Annotated in this window: 15 protein-coding genes, 14 tRNA genes and 2 rRNA genes (1 of these 31 running past the window's edge); 5 read left to right on the forward strand and 26 right to left on the reverse strand. The window is 47.1% G+C overall.

The features are described from left to right. Window positions 1-130 precede the first annotated feature (130 nt). The 5 genes from NST47_RS35475 to NST47_RS35495 all read left to right on the forward strand — a co-directional run bounded on the left by NST47_RS35475 (window position 131) and on the right by NST47_RS35495 (window position 9,902). Window positions 131-1,282, forward strand: coding sequence for an LCP family protein (locus tag NST47_RS35475; protein WP_341159317.1), 1,152 nt, complete (start codon window positions 131-133; stop codon window positions 1,280-1,282). Between the two features lie 147 nt (window positions 1,283-1,429). Continuing rightward, window positions 1,430-2,227 (forward strand): PhzF family phenazine biosynthesis protein, encoded by a 798-nt coding sequence (locus tag NST47_RS35480; protein WP_341159318.1) that lies wholly within the window; start codon window positions 1,430-1,432, stop codon window positions 2,225-2,227. Between the two features lie 40 nt (window positions 2,228-2,267). After that, on the forward strand, window positions 2,268-3,614 hold the full coding sequence (locus NST47_RS35485) for a glutamate-1-semialdehyde 2,1-aminomutase (RefSeq protein WP_341159319.1): 1,347 nt from the start codon (window positions 2,268-2,270) through the stop codon (window positions 3,612-3,614). A 508-nt stretch (window positions 3,615-4,122) separates the two neighbouring features. After that, a complete protein-coding gene (locus NST47_RS35490) occupies window positions 4,123-8,676 on the forward strand; it encodes a glutamate synthase-related protein (protein ID WP_341159320.1) in 4,554 nt (1,517 codons plus the stop codon). Between the two features lie 218 nt (window positions 8,677-8,894). Next, window positions 8,895-9,902: an aromatic ring-hydroxylating dioxygenase subunit alpha gene (locus NST47_RS35495; protein ID WP_341159321.1), complete on the forward strand. Its 1,008-nt coding sequence runs from the start codon at window positions 8,895-8,897 to the stop codon at window positions 9,900-9,902. Between the two features lie 246 nt (window positions 9,903-10,148). On the opposite strand, the gene NST47_RS35500 is transcribed toward NST47_RS35495, so the two are convergent. From NST47_RS35500 to NST47_RS35625, 26 genes are all read right to left on the reverse strand, one after another. Beyond that, on the reverse strand, window positions 10,149-10,811 hold the full coding sequence (locus NST47_RS35500) for a bifunctional 2-keto-4-hydroxyglutarate aldolase/2-keto-3-deoxy-6-phosphogluconate aldolase (protein ID WP_240414678.1): 663 nt from the start codon (window positions 10,809-10,811) through the stop codon (window positions 10,149-10,151). A 491-nt stretch (window positions 10,812-11,302) separates the two neighbouring features. Then, the gene (locus NST47_RS35505) at window positions 11,303-12,286 is read right to left on the reverse strand and encodes a sugar kinase (protein ID WP_341159322.1); all 984 of its coding nucleotides are present in this window, start codon (window positions 12,284-12,286) and stop codon (window positions 11,303-11,305) included. Next, complete coding sequence (kduD, locus tag NST47_RS35510) at window positions 12,286-13,041, reverse strand: 2-dehydro-3-deoxy-D-gluconate 5-dehydrogenase KduD (RefSeq protein WP_341159323.1); 756 nt, start codon at window positions 13,039-13,041, stop codon at window positions 12,286-12,288. Before kduD ends, NST47_RS35505 begins: the two co-directional genes overlap by 1 nt. A 216-nt stretch (window positions 13,042-13,257) precedes the next feature. Continuing rightward, window positions 13,258-13,331: transfer RNA gene (locus tag NST47_RS35515), tRNA-Arg, on the reverse strand. 124 nt (window positions 13,332-13,455) lie between these two features. Next, window positions 13,456-13,526, reverse strand: a tRNA-Gly gene (locus NST47_RS35520). Window positions 13,527-13,560: 34 nt separating this feature from the next. After that, a tRNA-Pro gene (locus tag NST47_RS35525) sits at window positions 13,561-13,634 on the reverse strand. Window positions 13,635-13,644: 10 nt separating this feature from the next. Next, window positions 13,645-13,724, reverse strand: a tRNA-Leu gene (locus NST47_RS35530). A gap of 10 nt (window positions 13,725-13,734) precedes the next feature. Beyond that, window positions 13,735-13,809, reverse strand: a tRNA-Gly gene (locus NST47_RS35535). Between the two features lie 71 nt (window positions 13,810-13,880). After that, window positions 13,881-13,955, reverse strand: a tRNA-Gly gene (locus NST47_RS35540). Window positions 13,956-14,171: 216 nt separating this feature from the next. Beyond that, entirely contained in the window at window positions 14,172-15,014 is an 843-nt protein-coding gene (locus NST47_RS35545; protein WP_341159324.1) for a sugar phosphate isomerase/epimerase family protein, read from the reverse strand. A gap of 18 nt (window positions 15,015-15,032) precedes the next feature. Beyond that, entirely contained in the window at window positions 15,033-16,022 is a 990-nt protein-coding gene (locus tag NST47_RS35550) for a zinc-dependent alcohol dehydrogenase (protein WP_341159325.1), read from the reverse strand. Window positions 16,023-16,070: 48 nt separating this feature from the next. Further along, on the reverse strand, window positions 16,071-16,910 hold the full coding sequence (locus NST47_RS35555) for a carbohydrate ABC transporter permease (protein ID WP_341159326.1): 840 nt from the start codon (window positions 16,908-16,910) through the stop codon (window positions 16,071-16,073). A gap of 1 nt (window position 16,911) precedes the next feature. Beyond that, window positions 16,912-17,790 (reverse strand): carbohydrate ABC transporter permease, encoded by an 879-nt coding sequence (locus NST47_RS35560; protein ID WP_341159327.1) that lies wholly within the window; start codon window positions 17,788-17,790, stop codon window positions 16,912-16,914. Window positions 17,791-17,895: 105 nt separating this feature from the next. Beyond that, the gene (locus NST47_RS35565; protein ID WP_341159328.1) at window positions 17,896-19,248 is read right to left on the reverse strand and encodes an ABC transporter substrate-binding protein; all 1,353 of its coding nucleotides are present in this window, start codon (window positions 19,246-19,248) and stop codon (window positions 17,896-17,898) included. 120 nt (window positions 19,249-19,368) lie between these two features. After that, window positions 19,369-20,994 (reverse strand): response regulator, encoded by a 1,626-nt coding sequence (locus tag NST47_RS35570; RefSeq protein WP_341159329.1) that lies wholly within the window; start codon window positions 20,992-20,994, stop codon window positions 19,369-19,371. Between the two features lie 6 nt (window positions 20,995-21,000). Beyond that, the gene (locus tag NST47_RS35575) at window positions 21,001-22,680 is read right to left on the reverse strand and encodes a sensor histidine kinase (protein ID WP_341159330.1); all 1,680 of its coding nucleotides are present in this window, start codon (window positions 22,678-22,680) and stop codon (window positions 21,001-21,003) included. A gap of 463 nt (window positions 22,681-23,143) precedes the next feature. After that, window positions 23,144-23,223: transfer RNA gene (locus tag NST47_RS35580), tRNA-Leu, on the reverse strand. A 12-nt stretch (window positions 23,224-23,235) separates the two neighbouring features. Then, window positions 23,236-23,311, reverse strand: a tRNA-Lys gene (locus tag NST47_RS35585). 7 nt (window positions 23,312-23,318) lie between these two features. Next, window positions 23,319-23,393, reverse strand: a tRNA-Gln gene (locus NST47_RS35590). A gap of 21 nt (window positions 23,394-23,414) precedes the next feature. Further along, window positions 23,415-23,487: transfer RNA gene (locus tag NST47_RS35595), tRNA-His, on the reverse strand. A gap of 84 nt (window positions 23,488-23,571) precedes the next feature. Further along, window positions 23,572-23,648 (reverse strand) — tRNA-Asp (locus NST47_RS35600). 40 nt (window positions 23,649-23,688) lie between these two features. Further along, window positions 23,689-23,762, reverse strand: a tRNA-Met gene (locus tag NST47_RS35605). Window positions 23,763-23,778: 16 nt separating this feature from the next. After that, window positions 23,779-23,854 (reverse strand) — tRNA-Val (locus NST47_RS35610). A 6-nt stretch (window positions 23,855-23,860) separates the two neighbouring features. Continuing rightward, window positions 23,861-23,935 (reverse strand) — tRNA-Glu (locus NST47_RS35615). 43 nt (window positions 23,936-23,978) lie between these two features. Then, a 5S ribosomal RNA gene (rrf, locus tag NST47_RS35620) occupies window positions 23,979-24,095 on the reverse strand. A gap of 125 nt (window positions 24,096-24,220) precedes the next feature. Next, window positions 24,221-26,789: ribosomal RNA gene (locus NST47_RS35625) — 23S ribosomal RNA — on the reverse strand (it continues 352 nt past the right edge of the window).

The raw sequence follows: 26,789 nt of genomic DNA on the forward strand, positions 1-26,789 counted from the left end.
GAAAACAGAGAAACATTTCCTCCTTGACTGAGGTATGATTCTGCTGCTTTTTCAAACCCTATATATGTTATGATACACGAACCCGGTACAAATCAAAAGCAAATCGACAGAATGAAAAGGGGGGCGCACAATGATTAGGAAATTGAAGTGGTCGCTGTTGGCTATATGTCTGCTGCTCTTGTGTGGTGTCGGATATTATACATATGCTTTTTTGAATTTCGCCAATCATATCCAAAATAAGCCAGGTTCCGGCAATAAACCACTTAGTACCATGTCGGTAAAAAGTACGTCGAAAACCGTCGAAACCTACTTGCCGCCGAAGTGGGAGGGCAACCAACGTGTCAATGTTCTGCTGCTTGGTGGTGACTCACGGGGCATGAAGCAAAACGAGGTGCCGCGTTCAGACTCTTTAATTGTCGCTTCCATAGATCCAATCACCAAAAAAGCACACCTCTTTTCCATCATGCGGGATACATACGTGAAAATACCTGGGTACGGTGAGGACCGCATCAATGCGGCCTATGCTTATGGCGGTGCCAACCTGACGATGAAAACGGTAAGCGATCTGCTTGGCATCCCTATCCAATATTACGTATATACCGATTTCAAAGGGTTTATCGCGCTAGTGGACGCCATTGATGGCATCGATATCGATGTTGAGAAAAATATGAAATATTCGGATGCTGAGGACGGCCATGAATATGATATCAATTTAAAAAAGGGGATGCAGCATCTCGATGGCAAAATGGCGCTGCAATATGTTCGCTTCCGTCATGATGCCTTAAGCGATTTCGCACGTACGGAGCGGCAGCGGAATTTTGTACAGGTTGTACTTAAGAAAATGCAATCCACCTCTTCCCTGCTCAAAATCCCGCGCATTCTTAGCAGTATTGATCCTTATATACAAACCAATCTGTCTACGACAGATATGATTAAACTGGGTTCACTTGGCTATGAGGCGAAAACCGAAGGCTTAATCAGCCAGCAGATTCCTCCCTCCGAGCTGCTCGTTGAAAAGAAGGTTGGAGGAGCAGATGTCATCTCGGTAAATCGGGATAAGCTGCAGGTGTTCATCAAGTCACTGTTGAATGCACAAGACTCAAAAACAAACCTCACGAAAGATGTGAACAGTAAAAGCAATGTCGTAGAGGCTGACCTGCGAGCAGGTTCTACCTCCAAAACGAATGCCGGTGTGACAAATAAACCTGTGTTACCTGCTCCAACAGCTCCAAGCAGTAAGCCAGCGGCAGTCAATAAGCCCCAATCGAGCGCGAATCCATAGTGAGCATAGCATTACGTAAGAACCCCATAAGTATCCAGCCTATTATCGCATCCGCAGTGAAAGCTGCTCTACGCCACTCTATAGTGGATGGGGCGGCTTTTCCTATAGAATTGATTTTATCTATTTTTCCAAAAGGAGCTGTTTCGAATGATCCCTATTTATACTGTCGATGCCTTCACCTCTACTCCTTTTTCTGGAAATCCGGCAGCTGTCTGCATCCTTCAAGAATTCCCTAATGACGACCATTGGCTGCTGCAGGTGGCCAAGGAAATCAATCTGTCCGAAACCGCCTTTTTATGTGCAATGGGAAATGGCAGCTACCGCTTGCGTTGGTTCACACCCGAAACAGAAGTTGATCTGTGCGGTCATGCTACACTAGCATCTGCCCAGGTCATATGGGAAACAGGGGCTGCCTATGGAATCGAGCAGCTTCGATTTCACACCAAGAGCGGGGTACTGACGGCCAAGCGATTGAATAATGGAATCGAGCTGAATCTCCCAGCAGAGCCTCCTGCCCCTGCAGAAGCTCCCCCTCAGTTGCTTGAAGCGTTGGGCAGTGTAACGCCTGTAGCCATTTATCGCAATCGTCTGGATTATATTGTGGAGCTTGAGTCAGAAGGAGCCGTACAACAACTAAAGCCTGATTTCAAAATACTTAAAAACCTGCCCAGTCGGGGCTTGCTCGTCACAAGTAGGTCTGATAACCCGGATTATGATTTTGTAGCCCGCTGCTTTTTCTCTCCGGTAGGCGTCGATGAAGATCCGGTAACAGGCTCTGCCTACTGTGCATTGGCTCCCTATTGGAGGGACAAGCTCGGCAAGAGTACAATGACAGCCGCTCAATTATCCGAAAGAGGCGGTAGGCTGAAGCTGCAGACAGCCGATAGCAGGGTACTGATTCAAGGACAAGCCGTTATCGTCATTAAAGGGCTTTTACTCCATTAAACTGCCTGATACCTATCTTACATAATGAAGGAGCTTTTCTATGACTGAACTTCATACTAACAGCCAGGCCGGACCGCGTTCCGAATATTTGTACAAAGAGGCTCTCCAGCACATCGTTGGCGGCGTCAACAGTCCATCCCGCTCCTTCAAAGCGGTCGGCGGCGGTGCCCCGATATTTATGAAACGTGGCCAGGGTGCATACTTTTGGGATGAGGATGGCAAAAAGTATATCGATTATTTGGCTGCATACGGCCCCATTATACTCGGACATGCTCATCCGCACGTGACGGCAGCCATTTGTCGCGCTGCCGAGAACGGTACCTTATTCGGCACACCAACAGAGCTTGAAATTACTTTTGCACAGATGCTTAAGGCCGCCATCCCCTCACTGGATAAGGTGCGCTTTGTCAATTCCGGTACAGAAGCGGTAATGACTACCATACGTGTTGCCCGTGCGTTTACTGGACGCAGCAAAATCATTAAATTTGCAGGCTGCTATCATGGTCATTCCGATCTGGTGCTGGTCGCCGCAGGCTCTGGACCGTCCACACTCGGCATACCAGACAGTGCAGGCGTACCGCCCAGCATTGCCAGTGAGGTCATTACCGTTCCTTACAATGACATTGAAGCGCTGAAGGAAGCACTCGATAAGTGGGGCGACGAGATTGCTGCTGTGATGATTGAACCGATTGTCGGCAATTTTGGCATGGTCATGCCAATACCCGGCTATCTGGAGCAGCTGTGTGCAGCAACACGCAGCAATGGTTCTCTCGTCATTTACGACGAGGTTATTACGGCATTTCGCTTCCACTATGGCTCAGCGCAAACCTTTGATGGCCTTCAGGCAGCAAGCCCTTCAGCCATTGAGCCAGACCTGACGGCCCTTGGTAAAATCATCGGCGGCGGACTGCCGATTGGTGCCTACGGGGGCCGCAAAGAGATCATGGAGCAGGTAGCTCCCTTAGGTCCGGCCTATCAAGCCGGGACGATGGCGGGGAACCCTGCCTCCATTTCTGCAGGCATTGCATGCCTGCAGGCACTGCAGGAGCCGGGCCTCTATGACCGGCTCGATGCACTGACGGCCAGCCTTGAGGCCGGACTGGCCCAAGCCGCGCGCAAGCACGGCATTGCGCTGACGATCAATCGCATCCGTGGGTCGTTGTCTACCCACTTCTGCGATCATCCTGTAAGTAATTACGACGAAGCACAGGACACGGATGGCGAACAATTCGCTCGTTTTTTCCGATTGATGCTTGAGCAGGGAATTTGCCTGGCACCTTCCAAATATGAAGCCTGGTTTATGACCGCTGCCCATACAGAGGCGGATATTGCGGCAACTATAGCAGCGGCAGAGCACGCTTTTGCCGTTATGGCAGCTAATCGGTAACAGTACGCTCTCATCCATAAACCTCAAATAACGAACTATTATCTGATTATGATAATAGTTCGTTCGCTTTTACAGAGATCAAAAATAATTATATTTTTCTCTTTATTCACCAATTATGCACAATAAATAACGCTTACATCTATGTTTTACCTATAATGTTCTATTGTGCCTTGCGCTATTTCGTGATATCCTATCTATACTCTGTTTCTGGTAAATTAGCAGATTCTTGGGCTTTCAAGCAATATTCCAGTTCAATTGGTTGCTTATTTTATCAATCCCGGGTTTTACGTCTCCTTTTGGCTATACGTATTTTATTCGCTTACAATCTGTTGCCTTCCACTCTTTATACAGGAACAATGAATTTTTATTCATTAGTGGTAGTTGGTAAATTTGTCCGCTTTCCTTCTTCTGATTTAATTCTTACAGCTTGCAGCTCGCACACTCACGTATCGAGACTTAAGCCACAACTTTTGATTGGGAGGTGATGGTCAGCCTGCTGACCACTAACATGAATGAAGCTATGCGTAATGAAGGACAATTTCGAGATTTATTGGCTGTCGAGCACGACAGCTGCGGGATTATTTGTATTATAGAAAAGGACGGCTTTCCGTCCAGAGACAATATTCGCAAAACCATCGATGCTCTTGTGAAATTGGAACACCGTTCAGGCTTTATTAACGGGGAAGGGGACGGCTGTGGGATTTTAACCGATATTCCACGTGCTCTTTGGGAACAAAAGCTGAACAATGCAGGCTTGGATGGCAAGCAAGCGTACAGCGAGCAGTTCTCCGTCGCTCATATATTCGTTCCCCGTAAGCTTGACATCTCTGTCAAGGATATGCAAAGCGGCATTCGGGAGCTGTTTAACCAGTATGGTGTTGATATCATTTTGGAGCAGGAAGATCAGGTAGACAGCAGTGTACTTGGCGCTAATGGCCGTGCTGACGAGCCTACCTTCTGGCAAATTGCCGCCATCTGTAAAGTGCAGGAGCAGAAGACCGCTGACCGCTTATTCGAGCTTCATACAGCGATCGAACGAAGCTATACCGTTCATGTAGCTACACTGAGCAATGTTACCGCAGCCTACAAAGTGATGGGTGCTGCGAGCATTCTTCCGCTATATTTTAACGATACACGTGATCCGTTGTTTGCGGCTCAGGTCACTATCGGCCACAATCGGTTTTCTACCAATACGCAATCCAGCTTTTTCCGTGTGCAGCCCTTTTCCCTGCTCGGTCATAACGGCGAAATCAATACCGTCAAAAAGTTACGTCTGGAAGCCGACCTGGTGGGCGTTCAACTGGTAGACGGCGGTAGCGACTCCCAGGATATGAATCGGACCATCGAGACCTTCATTCACCGTTATGGTATCAGCTTGTTTGAAGCCATGGAAATTGTATTCCCTCCGATTATTAATGAAATGAAGCTGTTCCGTCCGGAACTGCAGGACTTATATGTATATTATCGTCAGGTATGGGGTCATTATGCCCAAGGCCCTGCTGGTATCGTATCTCGTTATGGAGATGAATGTATTTTTAGCGTGGATGCACTTGGTTTGCGTCCGGTATGGATGGTCGAAAGCGAAACCTCGCTCTATTTCTCGTCCGAGCAAGGTGTCATTACGGTTGGTGAAATGGTTGCTGATCCGAAGCCCATTGCTCCCGGCGAAAAAGTCGGCGTCGTCCTGACACCTGGGGAGCATGTTCAGGTTATTCCGTACTCCGGTGTTCAATCCCTTGTATATGATCGTGCGAGCGAACGCGTTCAATTTGCAGGCTTGCGCAAGCATCTTAAGAATATGGAGCAGCCTGAAGTTGAGGTGCCTGCAGCAGAAGCAACACCAATCGTTGATGCGATTTACAGCGCTTTTGGCTGGGACCGTGAAGGTATCCAAATGATTGAATCGATCTCGGAAACCGGCGCTGAGCCTATTCGCTCGCTGGGTCACGATGGTCCTCATGCCTGTATTAACTGGGAACGTACGAATATTCCCGACTTTATTAAAGAAAGTGTAGCCGTTGTTACGAACCCTGCGATTGATCGCGATCGCGAAATGGAGCACTTTTCCACTCGCATTATTGTCGGTCCACGCCCAGGCATCTATGAACAGCCTGATCAACGTTTGCGTATAGAATTGCTTACACCGCTAGTGCTTGAAGGCAGCAATGCCGAAAACTCCTTTACCGAACTGAATCAATTAAGCCTGGAGCAAATTCGCGCATTATTCGCCGCCCAAGGCGAGCATGCTGTCGTTGTATTGTCCACTACGTTTGCACGAGGCGCTTCTTTGAAGGAAGCCTTGCATGCATTGGCAGCAGAAGCGGTGTCCGCAGTTCGTAACGGTGCTATGCTTATTATTCTGGATGATGCCGATGCTCATCAAAATGATCGATTATTCATAGACCCACATCTTGCTGTATCCCAGGTCGATATCGCCCTGAGAGCAGAAAAGCTGCCCAACGGCCACAATCTGCGCCGCCAAGCTACCCTTATTTTGCGCACAGCTGCAATTCGCAATTTGCACGATATTGCCGTTGCCTGTGGTCTCGGTGCCGATATATTGTCACCTTATCTCTTGTTCGCTACTGCATCCGCCAAAAACGGCGCACCGGCGGCACGCAAGGTGTACAGTGCTTTAACCAAAGGCTTGGAAAAGGTCATCTCGACCATCGGTACGCACGAGCTTCGCGGCTATACGCGCTTCTTCTCTTCCATTGGCCTCAAGCCGGAGCTTGCCGATGTACTTGATATTGTTAATTATTTAGGTAGTGAACAAGCCGGTACCGGTTTTGCAGAGCTGGAAAAGGATGCCGAAGCCCGTTATCAGGACTTCTCCAATCCAAAGGCCAAAGCGGCACGCAATTTCCACTTCTTCCAAAGAATGTGGAAAGCATTGGGTGAAGCTGCTGCAGGCACCGCTCCTTACAGCGACTATCGCGATAAGCTGCGCGAGGAAGAGCAGCGCAACCCGATTTCGATTCGTCACGTTGCCGACTTTAATTATGATAAAGCCCTTCAGGAAGGCCGCAAGCCGCTTGCGCCTTCACAAGTCGATATCGGCGTTGGCGGACATAGCCTGCCTATGCTAATCTCCTCCATGTCGTTCGGTTCGCAGAATGAAACAGCGTTCCGCGCTTATGCCGAGGCAGGCGAGCGGCTGAACATGGTCACCATGAACGGTGAAGGCGGAGAAATTAAAGATATGCTTGGCCGCTACACCAAAACACGCGGAGCGCAGGTAGCCTCCGGTCGCTTCGGGATTAACATTGAGCTTGCCAATGCGGTAGCATTTCTGGAAATCAAAATCGGTCAAGGCGCCAAGCCAGGTGAAGGCGGACATTTGCCGGGCTCCAAGGTTACTGCCAAGATCGCAGCAGCACGGAATGCGACTATCGGTTCCGATTTGATATCTCCTTCCAATAACCATGATATTTATTCTATTGAGGATTTATCTCAAATTATTTCCGAATTGAAGGAAGCCAGTGGACGCAAGGCTAAAATTATCGTCAAGGTTCCTGTCGTACCAGGCATTGGGACGATTGTAGTCGGGGTAGCCAAGGCCGGTGCGGAAGTCATTACACTGTCCGGGTTTGACGGCGGCACAGGCGCAGCACGGATCCATTCCTTGACGCATGTAGGCTTGCCGACCGAAATTGGAACTAAGCTCGCACACGTGGCTTTAATTGAAGCCGGTCTGCGTCATAAGGTCGAGCTTTGGTCTGATGGCGGGTTGAAATCCGGTGCTGATGTCGTCAAAATGATGATGCTTGGCGCCAACCGCTGCGGCTTCGGCAGTATCTCCATGCAAGCAATCGGCTGCACAACCTGCCGCGGCTGTCATTTGGATACTTGCCATGTAGGGATTGCCACTCAAATTGATTCCATGGAAGAAGCCGAAGAAAAAGGCTTGCGCCGCTTCGTTCCTCGTGTTTATGATACGGCTGTCGATTCACTTGTGCGATTGTTTGGCGGTATGGGCGAAGAAATTCGTGAAATCGTCGCACAGCTTGGCTTCCAGCATGCACAAGAGCTCGTTGGACGCTCCGATTTATTGCAGCAAATCAATGGTCTCGATAAAATTGACTTAAGTGAAATCCTGCGGCCAGCACCTGTTTCCTTTGCGGCTGCCGTGGATGCCCAAGCAGCGGCTGCTTCCGAGATTTCATCGGATATTCGCATTGCCGCAGGTGCAGAAGGGCAGGAGTTCTTCCCTGACTCCTTGAGCTTCCAGGCTCCTATTCAGCGCAACTGGTCCAAGGTCGATGCCGAGTCCCGAATCCTGGGTACCCGTTATGCCAGCCACCGCGTAAGAAATCGTTTCGACGGCAGCTATGAGGCTCTTCCGGCGGTATCGTTGAACTTGACGGACGGTTCTGTACCAGGCAATGGTCTCGGTGCCTTTAACGCACATGGCTTGCAAATTACTGTACATGGTGGTGCTGAGGACGGGGTTGGCAAAATGTCGTTTGGCGGCAGGATTGCCATTTTGAAATCACCGAGTAAAAACAATCAATATATTAACGGCTCCGTAGGTAAATCGTTTGGTTACGGCGCCCAAAAAGGACTGTTCCTCATTCAAGGGAATGCCGATAGCCGTGCCTGCATCCGCTTTTCAGGTGCTGATGTCGTATTTGGCGGTGAAATCGATACACCACTTCAGGATGAGCTTGGCGGTATCGCGAGCCGAGCCAATCTGAAGGGCTTCGCCTTTGAATATATGACTAATGGCCGCGCAGTAGTGCTTGGTGATCCAGGCCCCTGGATTTGCGCAGGCATGACTGGCGGCGTGATATACCAACGTCTTGTACCGGAAATGGGCTTGGATGAGCAAGCTATCACTCGCCGTATTGCCAAAGGCGCAAAAGTCAAGATCGAAAAGATTGGCGCGCAAAGCAGCAAGGATTTGAACGAGCTGCTTACCGCCTATCATCAAGAGCTGCTTGGTTCCGGGCAGCAGGATGCAGCTGACACGATACAGCATTTGCTGAACAATCTCGAGACCAGCTTTGTACGTATTGCTCCAGTTGGCCTGCAGGCTGACCAATCTGTAGCGACTGAATAAAAACACTTAATAACCAGACCATCCACGCCGGAGCCAACCCTCCTTGGCGGGATGGTTTTTTGTTTCAAAGTCTACTACCGTTGGTATAGTGTATATAATAGCAGCTTGCCGAGATCCCTCCCAGGATCATGCGTGCACCTTATCGCCTAGTTGTGCCACGATTTAATGAATCGCATTTAACCCATTGGCAACACTAACAAATTAGGAGGGTTGTCAGCATGGAAAACGAAACGTATCGGAAGAGCCGTAAGGAAGATCATGAAATATTCCCCTGTACCTGGTATGCTATCGGTTGGACCAAAGAGATAAAGGCTGGACAGCAGCTATTGAAAAAACGGTTGTTAGGACGTGACCTGGTTCTGTTTCGTGACGATCAAGGAAAGCTGTGTGCCCTGCATGCTTATTGTCCCCATCGTGGTGCTGACTTGTCATTAGGCAGCTGCAAGGACGGACTATTACAGTGCGCTTACCACGCATGGAGCTTTAACGGTGAAGGACAGTGCGTCGATATTCCCGCCCATCCAGATCGCGAAATCCCCAATTTTGCCCACACGCGCTCTTACCCGGTTTTGGAAAAAGCCAATTTGATCTGGGTTTATCCGAAGACCTATCAGGAGTTGGCTAAAGACCCCCTTCCTCCACTGGAGCTGTATCCGGTTCTCGAAAATCCTGATTATATGATGGCTCCCTATGATGCGGTATGGAAGGCTCATTTGACACGTGTGGTGGAAAGCGTACTCGACGTTGCCCACCTGCCTATCGTTCACAATAAAACGATCGGAAAAACATCCCTCAAGGAGATCAACATTGAATTTGAGGCCACGGAAGATACCATTCGGATACATAACGGCAGCGCCTTTCTCGATTACCAATTTCCAAATCATTGGCTTCTCTCTCCAGTCGATCAGACTAAGCGCAGCCAATTCATCAATTACGTAACGTTTACACCTATAGATAAGGAAGTTACTGCCATATTTGGGGTTGCAGGACGTAATTTTGCCAAATTTCCGGGCGCTAGCTTCATATTTTCCAAGTACAGCAGCAAGGTCCTTAAAGAGGATCAGCTCCTCGTGGAGAGTCAGCACCCCCGTCCCATTCCCGATGCTTTACGAATGGAAGCCCATGTCCTGGCTGATGGTCCGCAGGTACGCTTCAGAAATCGCTGGTATTTGTTTTTAACGGGTGATCCGCATTCACAAATATCGATCAGCCCAATCCAGATCTAACAACAGCAGAAAAGCAGCCATTCTGAAAAACATCTTTTATGTAGGTATAGGAGTGTATTGGATAACTGTCGTATTGACCGTGGTGGTTAAATAGCTTTACGGGGATAGGTCTGAGGATATTGATCGAACCTGTTCGCATGAATCCTAATAATTTTCAACTCTTAATCAGCAGACTGATGGAAACACTTGGCCCCCATCTCCTGCTGATCATTGAAAAATCATCCTATTAACAAAATACAATCCAGATTACTGTTTGGCGGCTTGATAAGCCTCAATGTATTGCGCTGCCTTTTTAGCGACAAGACTGTAATCGCCTGCTTTTAACGCATCGGTAGTCAAGTCGGAGCCAATTCCTACAGCAACAGCTCCCGCTTTAACCCACTCGGCCAAATTGCTTAGCGACACGCCACCGGTTGGCATAATATTCGCTTGCGGCAATGGGCCTTTGATTGCCTTGATTGTTGCTGGTGAATATAGATTGCCTGGGAACAGCTTCACAATATCGACACCAAGCTCCAACGCCTGTTGAATCTCCTGGATCGTCATTACACCCGGCATTACCGGCACTCTGTATCGGTTGCACAATGTGACTGTAGCCGGATTCAGAGCAGGCCCTACAACAAACTCAGAGCCGCTTAGTATGGCGATGCGCGCCGTCTCTGGATCCAGAACTGTACCCACGCCAATGATAGCGTATTTGGAAGGGTCTTGTGTGGAGCTGGAATATTTTTTAGCCAGCTTCTCAATCGCTTGCAGAGCAAACGGGACTGTCATGGTGACCTCAATAACTTTAATACCACCCTCAATGGCTTGCTCAGCCATTTCAACAACTTCATCAGGTGTTTCTCCACGCAAAACCGCGACTACACCTTCTTGGCAAATTTGCTGCACAAGCTTGATTTTTTTCATGTTGGATCATCCTTTTCAATGTTCTTTACTACTTTACCCTCCCAAACCCTCCCTACAGGGAGGGCCCCAAAGGACGCTGCCCTCTGGACTCCCTTGGCACGTATGCGAATATTGTTGGGTTCTCGGGCCGCTTTGGCCCCTTCGGGACAAGCTTTACTTTTGGTGTGATGCTGTTAGTGTGACTGCCGGTTCTCGGGGCGCTTTCGTCCCTATGGGACACGCTGGACTGTTGGTGTGATGCTGGTTTGCGAGACTACCTGTTCTCGGGGCGCTTTAGCCCCTTCGGGACAAGCCTTACTTTTGGTGTGGTGCTGGTATGCGTGACTGCCTGTTCTCGGGGCGCTTTGGCCCATTCGGGACAAGCTTTACTTTTGGTGTGGTGCTGGTTTGCGTGACTACCTGTTCTCGGGGCGCTTTGGCCCCTTCGGGACAAGCTTTACTTTTGGTGTGATGCTGGTTTGCGTGACTACCTGTTCTCGGGGCGCTTTGGCCTACCGCTCTACATGCTTCACATTATTAAGTACGGCTTCAACCTGCTCCCAGGTTGGGATGCCTTCCCAATCGCCTTCCATTTGCACAACCATACTGCCAATCAGGTTGCCAAGACGAACAGCTTCTACATGCGAAGACTCTTTTAGCAACCCGACAATAAATCCGGCACAAAAGCCATCGCCGGCACCAATAGTATCTACAACCTGCTCAACTTTGAAATAAGGTACGGACTGAACCGAATCCTTCTCGACTACGTATGTTTCATCATCTCCACCTTTTACAATGGAAACAGCATTTAATTCTCTTAATTTTGCTACGATCTCTTCAAAGCTATCCGTTTGGTACAGCAGCTTCAGCTCGTCCAACCCAGGAAGGAAATAATCCGCTTCTTTTGCCATCTCCAAGAGTACTTCACGTGCTTCATCCAATGCCCACAGCTTCAATCGCAAATTCGGGTCAAAACATACTTTAACCCCATGCTTACGCGCAATTCTCATCGCCTCAATAGCGGCTTCACGGCACGATGCGCTGAGAGCAGGTGTAATGCCCGTCACATGGAGAAACTTCGCCTGTTTGATATATTCCTCGTTCAGGTGCTCCGGCTTCAAGGTGCTGGCAGCAGAGCCTTTACGATAGTAGTACACGGAGGTTTTCCCTGAAACGACCTCGCGAAGCATCAGTCCTGTGGGAGCCTCCGTTGTTAGCTCGACTTGGGATACGTCAACGCCCTCACCGCGGAGTTTTTTCAATATCACCTGGCCAAATGGATCCTTCCCGAGACGGCTAAACCAGCCTGCGCGATGCCCGAGACGTGCAACCCCGATAGCCACATTACTTTCTGCACCGCCGAACAAGCTTTGAAATTGCGAGGAATATTCAATTCCCTTGGAATTTGCCGGCATCATCAGCGCCATCGTTTCACCGAATGTGATCAGCTCCGGCTGAAACATTTGAGTCCGATTGGAACTTTGTTCGTTTGCCATTATCGATTCATCCACCCACCGTCGACACACATTACGTGGCCGTTCATATAATCAGAAGCTGACGAAGCCAGGAACACTGCCGGGCCTTGCAAATCCGTTGTCGTTCCCCAACGACCTGCAGGAATGCGCGCCAAAATTTGTGCATTGCGATCTTGATCGGCACGTATAGCTGCCGTATTGTCTGTATCCATATATCCAGGAGCGATCGCGTTGATCTGCACGCCTTTACTCGCCCATTCATTGGCCAAAGCCTTGGTAATTCCTGCTACAGCATGCTTCGATGCCGTATAACCCGGAACGTTGATGCCGCCTTGGAAGCTAAGCATGGAAGCTATATTGATGATTTTACCGGATCCCTGCTTGATCATCTCGTTACCTACAAGCTGACACAAAAAGAAAACGGCATTCATATTCAAATTAATCACATCGTGCCAATCCTGAGCAGCATGTTCAGCAGCAGGCTTACGACGAATAATTCCCGCATTATTAACTAAAATATCGATTTTGCCAAACACTGAGAGCGTTTCACTTACGATCCGAGGAAGTTCCTTTTCATCAGACAAATTGGCTACAATCGTGTGAACCTTCCGTCCCATAGCCTCGATTTGCTGCTGTGTTTCACGATTCCGATCATTGCTCGTAACTATCGCAATATCAGCGCCCGCCTGTGCCAATCCTAATGAGATTCCACCGCCTAAGCCTACTGCTCCACCTGTTACGATGGCTACTTTACCTGACAAATCAAAAAAACTCATCTTTACACCCCGTTTGAACATTTTATGTGCTATCCGGAAAGCTAATGTAGTTAGCTGTCTGCCTTTCTTATTATAAGTGAAGTACCTCTGAGTTGCCAGATACACCTCAAAAATTCACAAGTGCTTATGGAAAAAACCTATTATGGGAGCGTAGACCTCGCAAATAGGCAATATAAAAAGCCGCGATAGCATCGCGGCTTTAATGGTTATTCATTACGTTCCAGGAGGGATTCGAACCCCCGACCCACGCCTTAGAAGGGCGTTGCTCTATCCAGCTGAGCTACTGAAACAAGAACGATTTATAATATATCACAACTACGAAGAGGATGCAAGTCCTAAATTATTAAGGATTAATCGGCATTTTGCAAATAAAAAAACCTTGATATAAGCATCAAGGTATCTCTATAAACTCGAAGCGGGTGATGGGAATCGAACCCACGCTATCAGCTTGGAAGGCTGAAGTTCTACCATTGAACTACACCCGCAAAGACTGGCAAACTCATAAGAATTTGCTGAATATCGGGACGACACGATTTGAACATGCGACCCCCTGGTCCCAAACCAGGTGCTCTACCAAGCTGAGCTACGTCCCGTTAAAACTAGTGCCGATAGAGGGACTTGAACCCCCACGGTTTCCCTCACGATTTTGAGTCGCGCGCGTCTGCCAATTCCGCCATACCGGCATATTTTCTTTGGAGCGGAAGACGGGAATCGAACCCGCGACCCTCGCCTTGGCAAGGCGATGCTCTACCGCTGAGCCACTTCCGCATGACCCTTTACAAAGACACTTCATATATTGTACAACATTACCACACAAATCGCAATATTTATTTCATTAGTGGAGCGGAAGACGGGAATCGAACCCGCGACCCTCGCCTTGGCAAGGCGATGCTCTACCGCTGAGCCACTTCCGCATATCCGTGAATTTAGCGACAAATAGTAATATATCAGGATTCGTAGTGAAATGCAAATATTTTTTTGAAACTATTATTATTTTACAATATATTACATTTTTTCCGTCAGACTTCTAAGTTTGACAAGCATCTTAATAATCCTCACCATAGTCATGAGCTCAAAAAAGAACTACCTTCTATGGAAAAGGTAGTTCCAAGCTTTGTACTTAACCTTACCTATAATAGACTGGCGGCAATGACTCGATCGACTGCGCTTTTCGTTTTTAAAGCGACCTCAACAGGTGGCAGCAGAGGCAATTCCTTGCTAAACGTTTCTACGGAAATGAAGCTATCATAACCGATCTGCTGGAGCGAGGTCAGCATTACCTTTAAATCAATGATACCTTCCCCGGGAAGCAGCCGTTCGTTATCAATTTGTTGATCTTTCGGCTTGTCCGGCGCATCATTGATATGAACCAGAACAATTTGGTCTGCCTTCAGCGACAAAATGTCCTCCTTGGTCGCATGGGATGTAAACCAGTGGAAACTGTCGAACAGCAGACCGACGTTAGTCTCTCCGATTGCATCAATCAAATCCAGCGTACCCGGCAGCGTATGAATGAAATCATGCTTTAATGTTCTTGATGTTTTGGGTCCGACCCATTCAATACCAAAACGTATGCCGTACGCTCCCAATATTTTTGCACATTCTCTCAATCTTCTTACAAAACGGCACGTATATTCGGCTACAGGCTCGTCTGTTGCCGGAAACAACCAGGTGCAGCAGCGAGTAACCCCCATATGTTTGGCCAATGCGGCATGCCTGGGCAGTTCTTTGAGATCCGATAAAAATGTATTTTCGTCTTTCCTGAATTCAACCGGAAGCCCAAAGCTGCCCAGAACAAGCTGCCTGGATAGCAATAACTCCTTGGCTGCATCTTGGGATTGTTCATCGGCTACTTGACTGAAAGGGACTATCGGATAATCAATTGCAGGAAATTGAGCTGTCGCAGCAGCGTCCAAAAAATCCAAAAATGGTACATGTTTTCCGGTTGTTACCGGGTTTAAAGCGGGTATCATATACGTTCCTCCCTTAGATTACTCCCATGGCTTCAATAAAATTTTAACGCTGTTTTGCTGTGCCGACGTTTCGAATGCATCCTGAATACGGCTCATCGGAAATCGATGGGTAATCATTTTCTCCACCAACGGGGAGTGCTGGATCACCTGCATAATTTTCGGGAAGTCATTCAGGTTATAGTGCCACGCCCCAAACAGATGAAGACCTTTACGAATCATATCCTTGCTGATGGTAACCGGAGTTTCCACGTGGCTTTCCCCAACAAACACAACACTTCCTTTTCGCCTCACGGCATCAATACACAGTCTGTGAGCGGGAACCGCACCCGAGCAATCGATGGCATAATCAGGGCCATTCTGATCGCAGTAAGAGCGAATCTTCTCCAGCGCATCAGGGTCACGAGGGTCAATGACATCTACAACTCCAAGCTCCCTCGCCAGTTGGCTTCGATATGCATTGGATTCGACGGCAATAACCCTCGCTCCCCTATAACGCGCATTCACAATGGCGCCTATACCGACAGGTCCAAGACCCGTAACCAGCAGCGTATCGAACACGTTGACACCCAAAGTCTGCATCGCTCCAAACGTCGGTCCGAGAGCGCAGCAGGCCAGCGATGCCTTTTCGTAGCTGACTTCATCAGGAATTTTCTTTAGCATAAAAGCCGGCTTAACGATATACTGCGACATAGTGCAATCGGACATCTTGTTGTCCAGACAGTGAATGTAATCCCCAGCCAGACAAAGGCGACATTTGCCGCAGCCGTTTAAGGGCATCAGAACCACGCGATCTCCAATCTGATGCGGTCCATGCTGCGCAATATCCACTACCTCACCAACAGCCTCATGTCCCAAACATTGTCCTACAGTTCCATTGACAAACTTTTTGTACTCCGAGCACATCGGAGCGACATGCACCTTAACAAGCACCTCATCGTTTTGAATTGTGGGTATAGGTGCTTCCACGAGTATGGCCTGTCTTTCTCCAACAATCGCTGCTTTTTTCATTTGAACGGCCTCCTGTTTATAGATTGCTAAGTATGAGACTTAATTTGTTTATCCCTTTACAGCACCGGCCGTAATGCCCTGCACGATATAATTTTGCAAAAACATATAGATCAAAACACCGGGCAGCATAGCTACTGTAATAGCTGCAAGTACCTGAGCCCAATCCGTCGAATAAAAACCCATAAATTGCAGCAAAGCAACCGGTAGAGTCTGTGCCTCGGTTTTTCTCAAAAAGATCAGTGCATATAATAACTCATTCCATGAATGAATAAAGCTTAGAATCGCCACAGTAGCTATAGCTGGCATCGATATTGGAAAGATGATTTTGAAAAAACACCCAATGATGCTGCTCCCGTCGATAACCGCTGCCTCCTCCATGTCCTTGGAAATCGTAGCATAATATCCCGACAGAATGAGGATGGAAGTAGGTATACCAAATGCAATATAAGGAAGCATAAGCAGGATTCTCGTATCCACATAGTTGTTAAAGGCTTGCAGGTCGAGATAGATCGGGATCAACGTGGAATGCACCGGAATCATAATTCCTAATAAGATGACGCCCAGTACCATCTTGCTGCCCTTCCACTTTAAACGGATTAAGCCGTACGCCGCCATTGTCGAGAGCATTATGATAATCAAAGTGGAGATGACGGAAATATAGAGACTGTTCCATACATTGATCTGTAAATGAAAATCCACAAAAATAATTTTATATACTTCCCAATGAAATTGATCAGGCAGCCCCCAAGGATTGGTATAAAACGATTCTTGTGATTTCAAGGAACCCAGAAAAACCCAGACAATCGGATAGATGACAGCTGCTGCCAAAATAACTAATAACCCATATCGAACAATAATGGCCAAATAGCGGGATGTGGAGGATTGCATGCTATGACCTCCTTTCCCAGGCAAATATCGAAAGCGTGACTGAAAAAATAATATTCATCATTAACAGAACTACCGCCACAGCGCTCCCATAACCGTATCTCATTTGAACAAAAGCCGTATTATACATATGTAAAGCCAGTACGTCTGAATGATGCGCAGGGCCGCCTCCAGTTAAGGAGATTACCGTATCAAAGGCTTTTACCGATCCAGTCAAGCATAAAACAAGACTAATAATGATAAACGGCTTGATCAGCGGAAGCGTGATGTGTAGCAGCATCTGTGCTCCGTTAACTCCATCAATTTTTGCTGATTCGAACGTATCTTTCGATATCGTCGACATCCCGGTCAAATAAATCACCATATGATATCCAAAATATTGCCACGATAATGCGATAATGGGACCGTATATGGCGAATTTCGAATCGGACAGCCAATCCTTGTCAAACCCCGTGTAACCCAGTGCCCGGATCATCATATTGAGCAGACCCATGTCACTGTGAAAAATAAATAAAAACAGCAATCCAACGGAGGTTCCCGAAATAATAACCGGAAAAAAATAAACATTCCTGAAAAAATTAACCGCCCTAACGCCGCCATTTAACAAATTGGCTAGCAGAAAGGCTAAGGGAAGCTGTAGAACGATGCAGCCAAATGAGAAAATCAAAGTATTTTTCAGTGACATCATAAAAATATTGTCATTTATAAACAGGTCTGAATAATTTTTAAGACCGACAAATATTTGCGTTCCAATCAAATTCCAATCAAACAAGCTGTAATAGATGGATTTAATGATCGGAATCGGCAGCACATACATATAAATAAGCAGCGCCGGAAAAACAAAAAATGAGATTGTCCATTTGTTCCGCAGCATTTTTTCCATGTTGGGATATGTGCCTCCTTCATACACTGAATGACCACCAGGAGGGAGGGAACCTGCTCCTTGAATCCTTAGGCTCCCCAGTAGTTGCTGTAGCTTCTCTATTCCCTATTTCGATCCTGGTGCTTGCTTCGACTGATCCTCTGCCTTCTTTTGCAAAGCTGCAAGTGCTTGCTGAGGGTCAACATCCATATAAAAGCCTTGCGTCGTATTATTCAGCTCTTTGCCCATGTATACGCCTAATGGCAAATCCCAGAAGTACATGGAGCTTTTCGCGCTTTTGCCGGCTTTCGTCAAATCTTCACTAAGTGTCGGCAAATCGCCCGGTTTCGCCGTAAATTGATAAGCCAGCATATTCCCAAGCTTAGCCAAAGCCAATTGCCGTTCCTCGGAGTACATGAATTTGATAAACTTCTTCACTTCCTCAGGATGTTTCGTTGCCGCACTAACCGAATAGGCGTTTGTTGGCGTTTGCAAATAATCGTCTTTGCTTCCTTTGCCTCCCGTTACATTTGGGAAATTGAAAAAGCCCACTTTATCGCCCATCGATTGAACAAGATTTGCGTTGCTCGATGATGTTAAACCAATATACATGCCGGCTTTACCCTGACTTAACTTGATTTCCGATTCCGGACGGGTCAAGCTGTTCACGTTTTTCTCGAAAGCACCTCGTTTTACCAGATCCTGCATCATGGCAGCTGCATCCACGAAAGGTTTATCCGTCCAGGAGCCTGTTTTCTCGATCACCGTTTTTTGATAAACATCCATACCACCGATCCGCTCAGCCAGCATCATAAAAAGAATGGTGCCGACCCATGGCTCTTTATTGGGCAGTGTAATCGGAACGATGTCATTCTTCTTCAGAACATCAATGATGTTAAGCAATTCATCGTATGTTTGTGGCGTCTGCAGATTGAATTTTTGAAAAACTTCCTTGTTGTAATAAATAATCTCCAAATCCTGTGTCAATGGCATTGCAAATGTTTTATTACCGAATGTCGTTGCACTTAAGGCAGAGGGAGAAAATTTACTCTTTAATTCCGGAGTCGAATTCAAGAATTCGGTAAGATCATATACACGATTCGATTCGGCAAAAGGCCTCAATCTTTCCAGTGTCCATGTTTGAAAAATATCAGGCACATCATTAGCAGCCATTCTCGTTGTGACTGTCGTCAGGTAGTTGTCGCCACTCGTGTTATCAATCACATCAAAATTGATATTGGGCTCTACCTTCTTGAACGCTTCAACATTATCATGCATCCATTGCGCACGCGGGTCAGCAGAACCGTTGTTTTTAGGAAACATCAGCTGCAGCGTTACTTTTTTTGCGGAATCTGCCGTACTTTTGGCATCTGTGCCAGACACCGGAGCGTTTCCAGCGCCAGACGAACATGCAGTCATAACCAGTGTAAGCGCCAGCCCGGCTACCCCACTTTTGAAAGCCTTTCCATACCTTTTCATTCAAGGTTCCCCCTTATAGTTATACATGCTTTCGATTACTTATTTAGTTTAAGACAATCCTGTTTAAATCAGTAGACTACAAAATGTACATTTCGTTTAAAATCATGACATTAATCAAATTTAAAACAATTCCTTGTAATGGTCCCTATATTCGCTCGGGCTGATCCCGGTTATTTTTTTGAATTTGACGGAAAAATAGTGAGAGTCCTCAAAGCCCGTCATCCCGGATATCTCGTATATTTTATAGAGTGGATTTTGCAGCAGTTTTTTGGCTTGTTCGATTCTAATGTTGGTAAGTAAATCGGTGAACGTTTCTTTGGTTTCTTTTTTAATCAATCTGCTAATGTAATTACTGTTTAAATGAACCTGATCCGACAGCCATTCCAAGCTAATATTTTGCGAATAATGCTCTTGCAGCAGCCCGATGATTTGCTCAATCACTTTTTTATGCCGTGTTTTCGTTTGTTTGTAAATTTCACGTACCATCGAAATCACAACATCTTCAATAATTTTGAAACAGCCCTCTGAAGTTTCGCATAACATGATATCGTTAAACAGTTTTTCCCTCGTATTAAAATCCAGCTCTATATGTCCACGTACAACAAAGCTAAGCACCTGTGCTGCTATTTCGACGCTCACTGCTCTTACAACACCCGGTCGCTCCTGATTTTTGGTAAAAGACTGATACAAATCGGAGAGCTCCTGCTGGCATCTCTCTTCGTCACCAACCTGAAGCGCCTTAATAATCAATTTACTGCATTCGCTATAGTAGGCATATGGAACACTGCCATCCTCCTTGTCAGATGCTTGCGATACGTCTGCATGGAAGATGATGGAGCCTGCACCCATATAAAAAATATGCTGAATGGCATCCACCGCCTCCAGGTAAGCCTGATTCAAATGGGCTAACCTCGGTTTTCTACGGCTGATGCTGAACGACAGTGTTAACGGCATATCATGGGTCAATTGGAGGCTTTGGATCTCCTCACAAATCTGTGTTATCGCTTCACGGCATTCTTCTTCCTCGGTTACATATACGATACTGAACCATTCATCCTTTAAAGGAACAAAATAGCAGGACGAACGCCCGCTTACATATTGCTCCACACTAGATGTAATGGATGTCATCCAGTATTGCTTTTCCTCTTCCTTATCAATAAAGGTGTCCAGCTCATCAGGTTTGAATACAATCAAATAGAAGTCTCGTTCCAACGGAATTTCATAAAGCCGCAGCGAGTCATCAGAAGCCTGTGCTCCAGAATCCGATTGACCGTTCAAAATAATTTTTCTTAAAAAGATGCTGCGATACATGTGCAACTGCTGTTGAAATTCGCTTCTGAACTTCGCCAACTCACGGCTTCGCCGTTCCTCCGATTTAATGTTCCGGACTGCATCCGCGATTACCCTTTTCATTTCTTCATACACAGTCGGCTTTAACATAAAGTGAAACACACCCAGCTGAATCGCCTTGCGTGCATATTCAAACTCGCTGTATCCACTAAGTAAGATGACTTTTGCCAGGGGGTTTGTCTGAATCGCATGCTCTGCAACCTGGATACCGTCGTATCCCGGCATTTTAATATCAGTTACTACAATATCTGGTTCCCATTGATCTATCGCCTGCAGCCCATCGTAACCGTTGCTGGCAACGCCGACCACCTCACACTCAATATCGGTCCAAGGAACAGATTCTCGCAAACCTTTCCTGATCATTGCTTCATCATCAATAATTAATACCTTGTACATGATCAGTCACCTCACTTCATTTAATGGTAAAGTAATCGTAATACTAGTGCCTTTATCAACCTCGCTGCGGATGCTCAAGCCGTATCCTTCTCCAAACAATAACCGGATTCGCTGGTGAACATTATAAATACCGATGCCCCTATGTGTTCCTTGCTCCTGTTGAGACAATAGAGAATGCACTTTGTCCTCTGTCATGCCACAACCGTTATCCTCAATCCTGATCTTGATAAATTCCTCATCGACAATGCCCAAAATTTTTATTTTTCCGACTTCCCGCTTATTCTCGAATCCATGCAAAATAGCGTTTTCAACAAGAGGCTGTAAAGTTAATTTGGGAATACGCACATTTAACATTTCCTTCGGAAGGTCCATAAAAAACGACAGGTTATCCGCATAACGTATGCGCTGGATACCCGTATACTTCTGAGTATGCTCGTACTCTTCCTGAATGGTTACAATATCTTTGCTTTGGTCGATGCTGTATCTCATAATATCAGCAAGCATCGCCGTAATATCGCAAATTTCATTCACTTTATTCATACGGCCAATCCAATTAATCGCTTCCAATGTATTGTACAAAAAATGCGGATTGATCTCCGCCTGCAGTGCTCGCATTTCCAATTCGTGCTTGAGCCTTTGTAAATTCGAATCTCTTTCGATCAGCTCTCTGATCCGATTCATCATATTGTTAAAGGTAGCAGCCAGTGAGGTTAATTCGTCATTACCGTCGTAATTCAAATTGACCGATAAATCGTTGGTCTCGATATTTCTCATTTCACGAATAATTTGTATGAGAGGCTTGGAAATATTACTTGCAATCATTTTGGCCAGCAAAATTCCGATGATTGTAAATAGAATAGCTACGACAATGACCCAATTGCGCACAACCTCAATTCCAGAATACAGCTCCTTTGTCGGTATGCTGAATAAATACGTCCAATACGTATATTCTGATTTATAATAACTAAAGAACATACCCTTGGATGTATCAACAAAAGACCCCGTACTGCCCGAAAGAGCGTTTACATTTTGTAGGGAGTATTGACTACCGATTTGATCTGAATAGTTGCTTGAAATTACATAGTTATCCTGCTCCAACACACGCAAATTACCTTTAAAGTCGCTATTTTTGAATATTTTTTCTTTGAAAAATAACAACAGCACCCCGTTATTTTTTAGCGTGGACAAGTCTTTAATTTGCCTCAATACAGGAATGACTACCTTGTTTTCAGGCCAGATCTGCGTTTTCATCCATACCATTTTACCGTCACCACGTGCTGCTGCTTGATGATAATCAGCCAAAGAGAGCGGAATCGGTTCATCGGTATTACTTACGATCTCATCATGGTTGTTAATAAGAACGATTCTTTCGATATTGGAATGAGATAGCAAGTAGTTCGTTAACAAGTTACGCAAATCAATTTTGAGCTGTACAGATTCTGGTGAATCCGCCATGTTGCTGGAATCAAAAAAACGTTTCACCTTCAGATCCTGAATAAACAGATATGTATCCAAGTCCTGCTGTTTCAGCTGCGTATCCATGTTATAGCTGATTTGCTTCAAAACATTTTGAAAGTTATCTTGGGACTTTTCGCGAAACAGGAACATGCTAAAATATATGGCAAATACACTGACCACAGTAATAGAGACAATGATGAGCAAAGGGTACGTTAGAAGCAATTTCATCTCAATCTTATGGTTTTTTAATTGGAACCATCTACATCCGTGACTGAACCGTTGAAGCAGTTTGAGTATTGTCTCCACAGCATTGAACTCCTTCTTATAAAATATCCTCTTGGCACTCGCTAAGACATTTACAATCGCTTTCATAATCTAGTTCCGACTTTCCATGTACTTAAGTCTTTTTCTCCCCACATTCACCTCTATACTTTGGCAGTATGAACCATCTATTCGTAGTCATTGTACACCACACTCAACTAAATGCCTATAAAAGTCATAGGAAATTCATATAAACAGATTGATTTAATTTACATTATTTTACATTTTATTTCAATTTTCGCATCTTTTATTGATAGGAAACTTGAAGAAAATAAAAAAAGCTGACACGGTAGAGAACCGTTGTCAGCTTACTTCCTGATTATGCATACCCATAAGAGATAGGAGTAATCAGGAATCCTTTGGTACATGATGCGCGTAGAGGGACTTGAACCCCCACGGTCGCCCGCTAGATCCTAAGTCTAGTGCGTCTGCCAATTCCGCCATACGCGCGCATTGTGTTAATGGTGAGACATGTAGGATTCGAACCTACGACACCCTGATTAAAAGTCAGGTGCTCTACCAACTGAGCTAATGTCTCATAATAATGGCTGGGGATCTAGGATTCGAACCTAGGGATGACGGAGTCAAAGTCCGTTGCCTTACCGCTTGGCTAATCCCCAATTTGGTTAATCTTAGAAATGGGCGATCGAAGGGAATTGAACCCTCGAGTGTCGGATCCACAAACCGATGCGTTAACCACTTCGCCACGATCGCCATAATATATGGATTATAAACAAACGAATAAACCCTTACGGGATATGAATTCAATAATTAAATCTCAATATTTACTAATGGAAATGGCGGAGCCGACGGGATTCGAACCCGCGATCTCCTGCGTGACAGGCAGGCATGTTGGGCCACTACACCACGGCTCCACAGTGTTTTCGAAGCTTACTTATCTTCGAAATTATTAAGTTGCGGGGGCAGGATTTGAACCTGCGGCCTTCGGGTTATGAGCCCGACGAGCTACCGGGCTGCTCCACCCCGCGTCAATCAATACATATATGGTGGGCGCTGACGGGATCGAACCGCCGACCCTCTGCTTGTAAGGCAGATGCTCTCCCAGCTGAGCTAAGCGCCCTTGCTTTGGTGACCCGTAGGGGACTCGAACCCCTGTTACCTCCGTGAAAGGGAGGTGTCTTAACCACTTGACCAACGGGCCGAACTAATTTAAAACATTTAATCATATAAACCTATGTAGGTTAGCTTGGCAACGTCCTACTCTCCCAGAACCCTGCGGTTCAAGTACCATTGGCGCTGAAGGGCTTAACGGTCGTGTTCGAGATGGGAACGCGTGGTTCCCCTTCGCCATCATCACCAAACTAAGAGCTTTCATAGAAAGCTGACTACGTAAGCATCAAGGTTTGCACCCTGAAAACTAGATCCGAAACTTACACTTTACGCTTGAGCAGCGCGTCTCACTCGCTTTCGCTTGCAAGACTCTTTCTTGGATAAGCCCTCGACCGATTAGTATTCGTCAGCTCCATACCTTGCGGCACTTCCACCCCGAACCTATCTACCTCATCGTCTATAAGGGGTCTTACTAATTGGGAAATCTCATCTTGAGGGGGCTTCGCGCTTAGATGCTTTCAGCGCTTATCCCTTCCGTACGTAGCTATCCAGCCGTGCTCCTGGCGGAACAACTGGTACACCAGCGGTACGTCCATCCCGGTCCTCTCGTACTAAGGACAGCTCCTCTCAAATTTCCTGCGCCCACGACAGATAGGGACCGAACTGTCTCACGACGTTCTGAACCCAGCTCGCGTACCGCTTTAATGGGCGAACAGCCCAACCCTTGGGACCTACTTCAGCCCCAGGATGCGATGAGCCGACATCGAGGTGCCAAACCTCCCCGTCGATGTGGACTCTTGGGGGAGATAAGCCTGTTATCCCCAGGGTAGCTTTTATCCGTTGAGCGATGGCCCTTCCATTCGGTACCACCGGATCACTAAGCCCGACTTTCGTCCCTGCTCGACCTGTTTGTCTCGCAGTCAAGCTCCCTTGTGCCTTTACACTCTGCGAATGATTTCCAACCATTCTGAGGGAACCTTAGGGCGCCTCCGTTACATTTTAGGAGGCGACCGCCCCAGTCAAACTGCCCACCTGACACGGTCCCTGCACCGGATTACGGTGCGAGGTTAGAACTCGGATACGATCAGGGTGGTATCCCAACGTCGCCTCCACACAAGCTGGCGCTCATGCTTCTTTGGCTCCCACCTATCCTGTACAGATCGTACCCAAGTTCAATATCAAGCTGCAGTAAAGCTCCATGGGGTCTTTCCGTCTTGTCGCGGGTAACCTGCATCTTCACAGGTAGTAAAATTTCACCGGATCTCTCGTTGAGACAGCGCCCAAGTCGTTACGCCATTCGTGCGGGTCAGAATTTACCTGACAAGGAATTTCGCTACCTTAGGACCGTTATAGTTACGGCCGCCGTTTACTGGGGCTTCGGTTCATAGCTTCACCTTGCGGTTAACCACTCCCCTTAACCTTCCAGCACCGGGCAGGCGTCAGCCCGTATACTTCGCCTTACGGCTTCGCACAGACCTGTGTTTTTGCTAAACAGTCGCTTGGGCCTTTTCACTGCGGCCCCCTCGGGCTATTCACCCTACCGAGGCACCCCTTCTCCCGAAGTTACGGGGTCATTTTGCCGAGTTCCTTAACGAGAGTTCTTCCGCGCGCCTTAGCATACTCTGCTCGCCCACCTGTGTCGGTTTGCGGTACGGGCACCTTCTCCCTGGCTAGAGGCTTTTCTTGGCAGCTTGAACTCATGACCTTCGCTACTGCAATTTTCGCTCCCCATCACAGCTCAGCCTTACGATGTGCGGATTTGCCTACACACCAGCCTCGCTGCTTGGACGGACATCCATCAGTCCGCGTCACTATCCTTCTGCGTCACCCCATTGCTCATAACGGTTCACGGTGGTACTGGAATTTCAACCAGTTGTCCATCCACTACGCCTTTCGGCCTCGCGTTAGGTCCCGACTTACCCTGAGAGGACGAGCCTTCCTCAGGAACCCTTAGGCTTTCGGCGGACAAGATTCTCACTTGTCTTTTCGTTACTTATACCGGCATTCTCACTTGTGTAGTGTCCAGCGCTCCTTACGGTACACCTTCAACCTCTACACAACGCTCCCCTACCCAAGAACAATCTAGTTGTTCGAGCCATAGCTTCGGTGGCAGGTTTAGCCCCGTTACATTTTCGGCGCAGAGTCACTCGACCAGTGAGCTATTACGCACTCTTTCAATGGTGGCTGCTTCTAAGCCAACATCCTGGTTGTCTGGGCAACTCCACATCCTTTCCCACTTAACCTGCACTTGGGGACCTTAGCTGATGGTCTGGGCTGTTTCCCTCTTGACCATGGATCTTAGCACTCACGGTCTGACTCCCGGATAAAAGTCTGTGGCATTCGGAGTTTGACTGGACTTGGTAACCCTTGGCGGGCCCCGCACCCAATCAGTGCTCTACCTCCACGACTCTCAACTCCGAGGCTAGCCCTAAAGCTATTTCGGGGAGAACCAGCTATCTCCGAGTTCGATTGGAATTTCTCCGCTACCCCCACCTCATCCCCGCATTTTTCAACATGCGTGGGTTCGGGCCTCCAGTGCGTGTTACCGCACCTTCACCCTGGGCAGGGGTAGATCACACGGTTTCGGGTCTACGTCCACGTACTTAAGCGCCCTATTCAGACTCGCTTTCGCTGCGGCTCCGGCTCTTCACCTTAACCTTGCACGGGAACGTAACTCGCCGGTTCATTCTACAAAAGGCACGCCATCACCCATAAACGGGCTCTGACTTTTTGTAAGCACACGGTTTCAGGTTCTATTTCACTCCGCTCCCGCGGTTCTTTTCACCTTTCCCTCACGGTACTGCTTCACTATCGGTCACTAGGGAGTATTTAGCCTTGAGATGGTCCTGCCGGATTCCCACGAGGTTTCACGTGTCTCGCGGTACTCGGGATCCGTCTACAGGTGTCGCAGATTTTCGGTTACGGGATTGTTACCCTCTGTGATG

The sequence above is a fragment of the Paenibacillus sp. FSL H8-0034 genome, assembly GCF_038000305.1.
Classification (GTDB): Bacteria; Bacillota; Bacilli; order Paenibacillales; family NBRC-103111; genus Paenibacillus_S.

Excerpts from the sequence above, each read along its gene's own strand:
- NST47_RS35565 (WP_341159328.1), bottom strand. The coding sequence starts at position 19,248 with ATGAAAAGGTATGGAAAGGCTTTCAAAAGTGGGGTAGCCGGGCTGGCG.
- NST47_RS35555 (WP_341159326.1), bottom strand. The coding sequence starts at position 16,910 with ATGCAATCCTCCACATCCCGCTATTTGGCCATTATTGTTCGATATGGG.
- NST47_RS35560 (WP_341159327.1), bottom strand. The coding sequence starts at position 17,790 with ATGGAAAAAATGCTGCGGAACAAATGGACAATCTCATTTTTTGTTTTT.
- NST47_RS35475 (WP_341159317.1), top strand. The coding sequence starts at position 131 with ATGATTAGGAAATTGAAGTGGTCGCTGTTGGCTATATGTCTGCTGCTC.
- NST47_RS35495 (WP_341159321.1), top strand. The coding sequence starts at position 8,895 with ATGGAAAACGAAACGTATCGGAAGAGCCGTAAGGAAGATCATGAAATA.
- NST47_RS35505 (WP_341159322.1), bottom strand. The coding sequence starts at position 12,286 with ATGGCAAACGAACAAAGTTCCAATCGGACTCAAATGTTTCAGCCGGAG.
- NST47_RS35545 (WP_341159324.1), bottom strand. The coding sequence starts at position 15,014 with ATGATACCCGCTTTAAACCCGGTAACAACCGGAAAACATGTACCATTT.
- kduD (WP_341159323.1), bottom strand. The coding sequence starts at position 13,041 with ATGAGTTTTTTTGATTTGTCAGGTAAAGTAGCCATCGTAACAGGTGGA.
- NST47_RS35480 (WP_341159318.1), top strand. The coding sequence starts at position 1,430 with ATGATCCCTATTTATACTGTCGATGCCTTCACCTCTACTCCTTTTTCT.
- NST47_RS35490 (WP_341159320.1), top strand. The coding sequence starts at position 4,123 with ATGAATGAAGCTATGCGTAATGAAGGACAATTTCGAGATTTATTGGCT.
- NST47_RS35485 (WP_341159319.1), top strand. The coding sequence starts at position 2,268 with ATGACTGAACTTCATACTAACAGCCAGGCCGGACCGCGTTCCGAATAT.
- NST47_RS35575 (WP_341159330.1), bottom strand. The coding sequence starts at position 22,680 with ATGAAATTGCTTCTAACGTACCCTTTGCTCATCATTGTCTCTATTACT.
- NST47_RS35570 (WP_341159329.1), bottom strand. The coding sequence starts at position 20,994 with ATGTACAAGGTATTAATTATTGATGATGAAGCAATGATCAGGAAAGGT.
- NST47_RS35500 (WP_240414678.1), bottom strand. The coding sequence starts at position 10,811 with ATGAAAAAAATCAAGCTTGTGCAGCAAATTTGCCAAGAAGGTGTAGTC.
- NST47_RS35550 (WP_341159325.1), bottom strand. The coding sequence starts at position 16,022 with ATGAAAAAAGCAGCGATTGTTGGAGAAAGACAGGCCATACTCGTGGAA.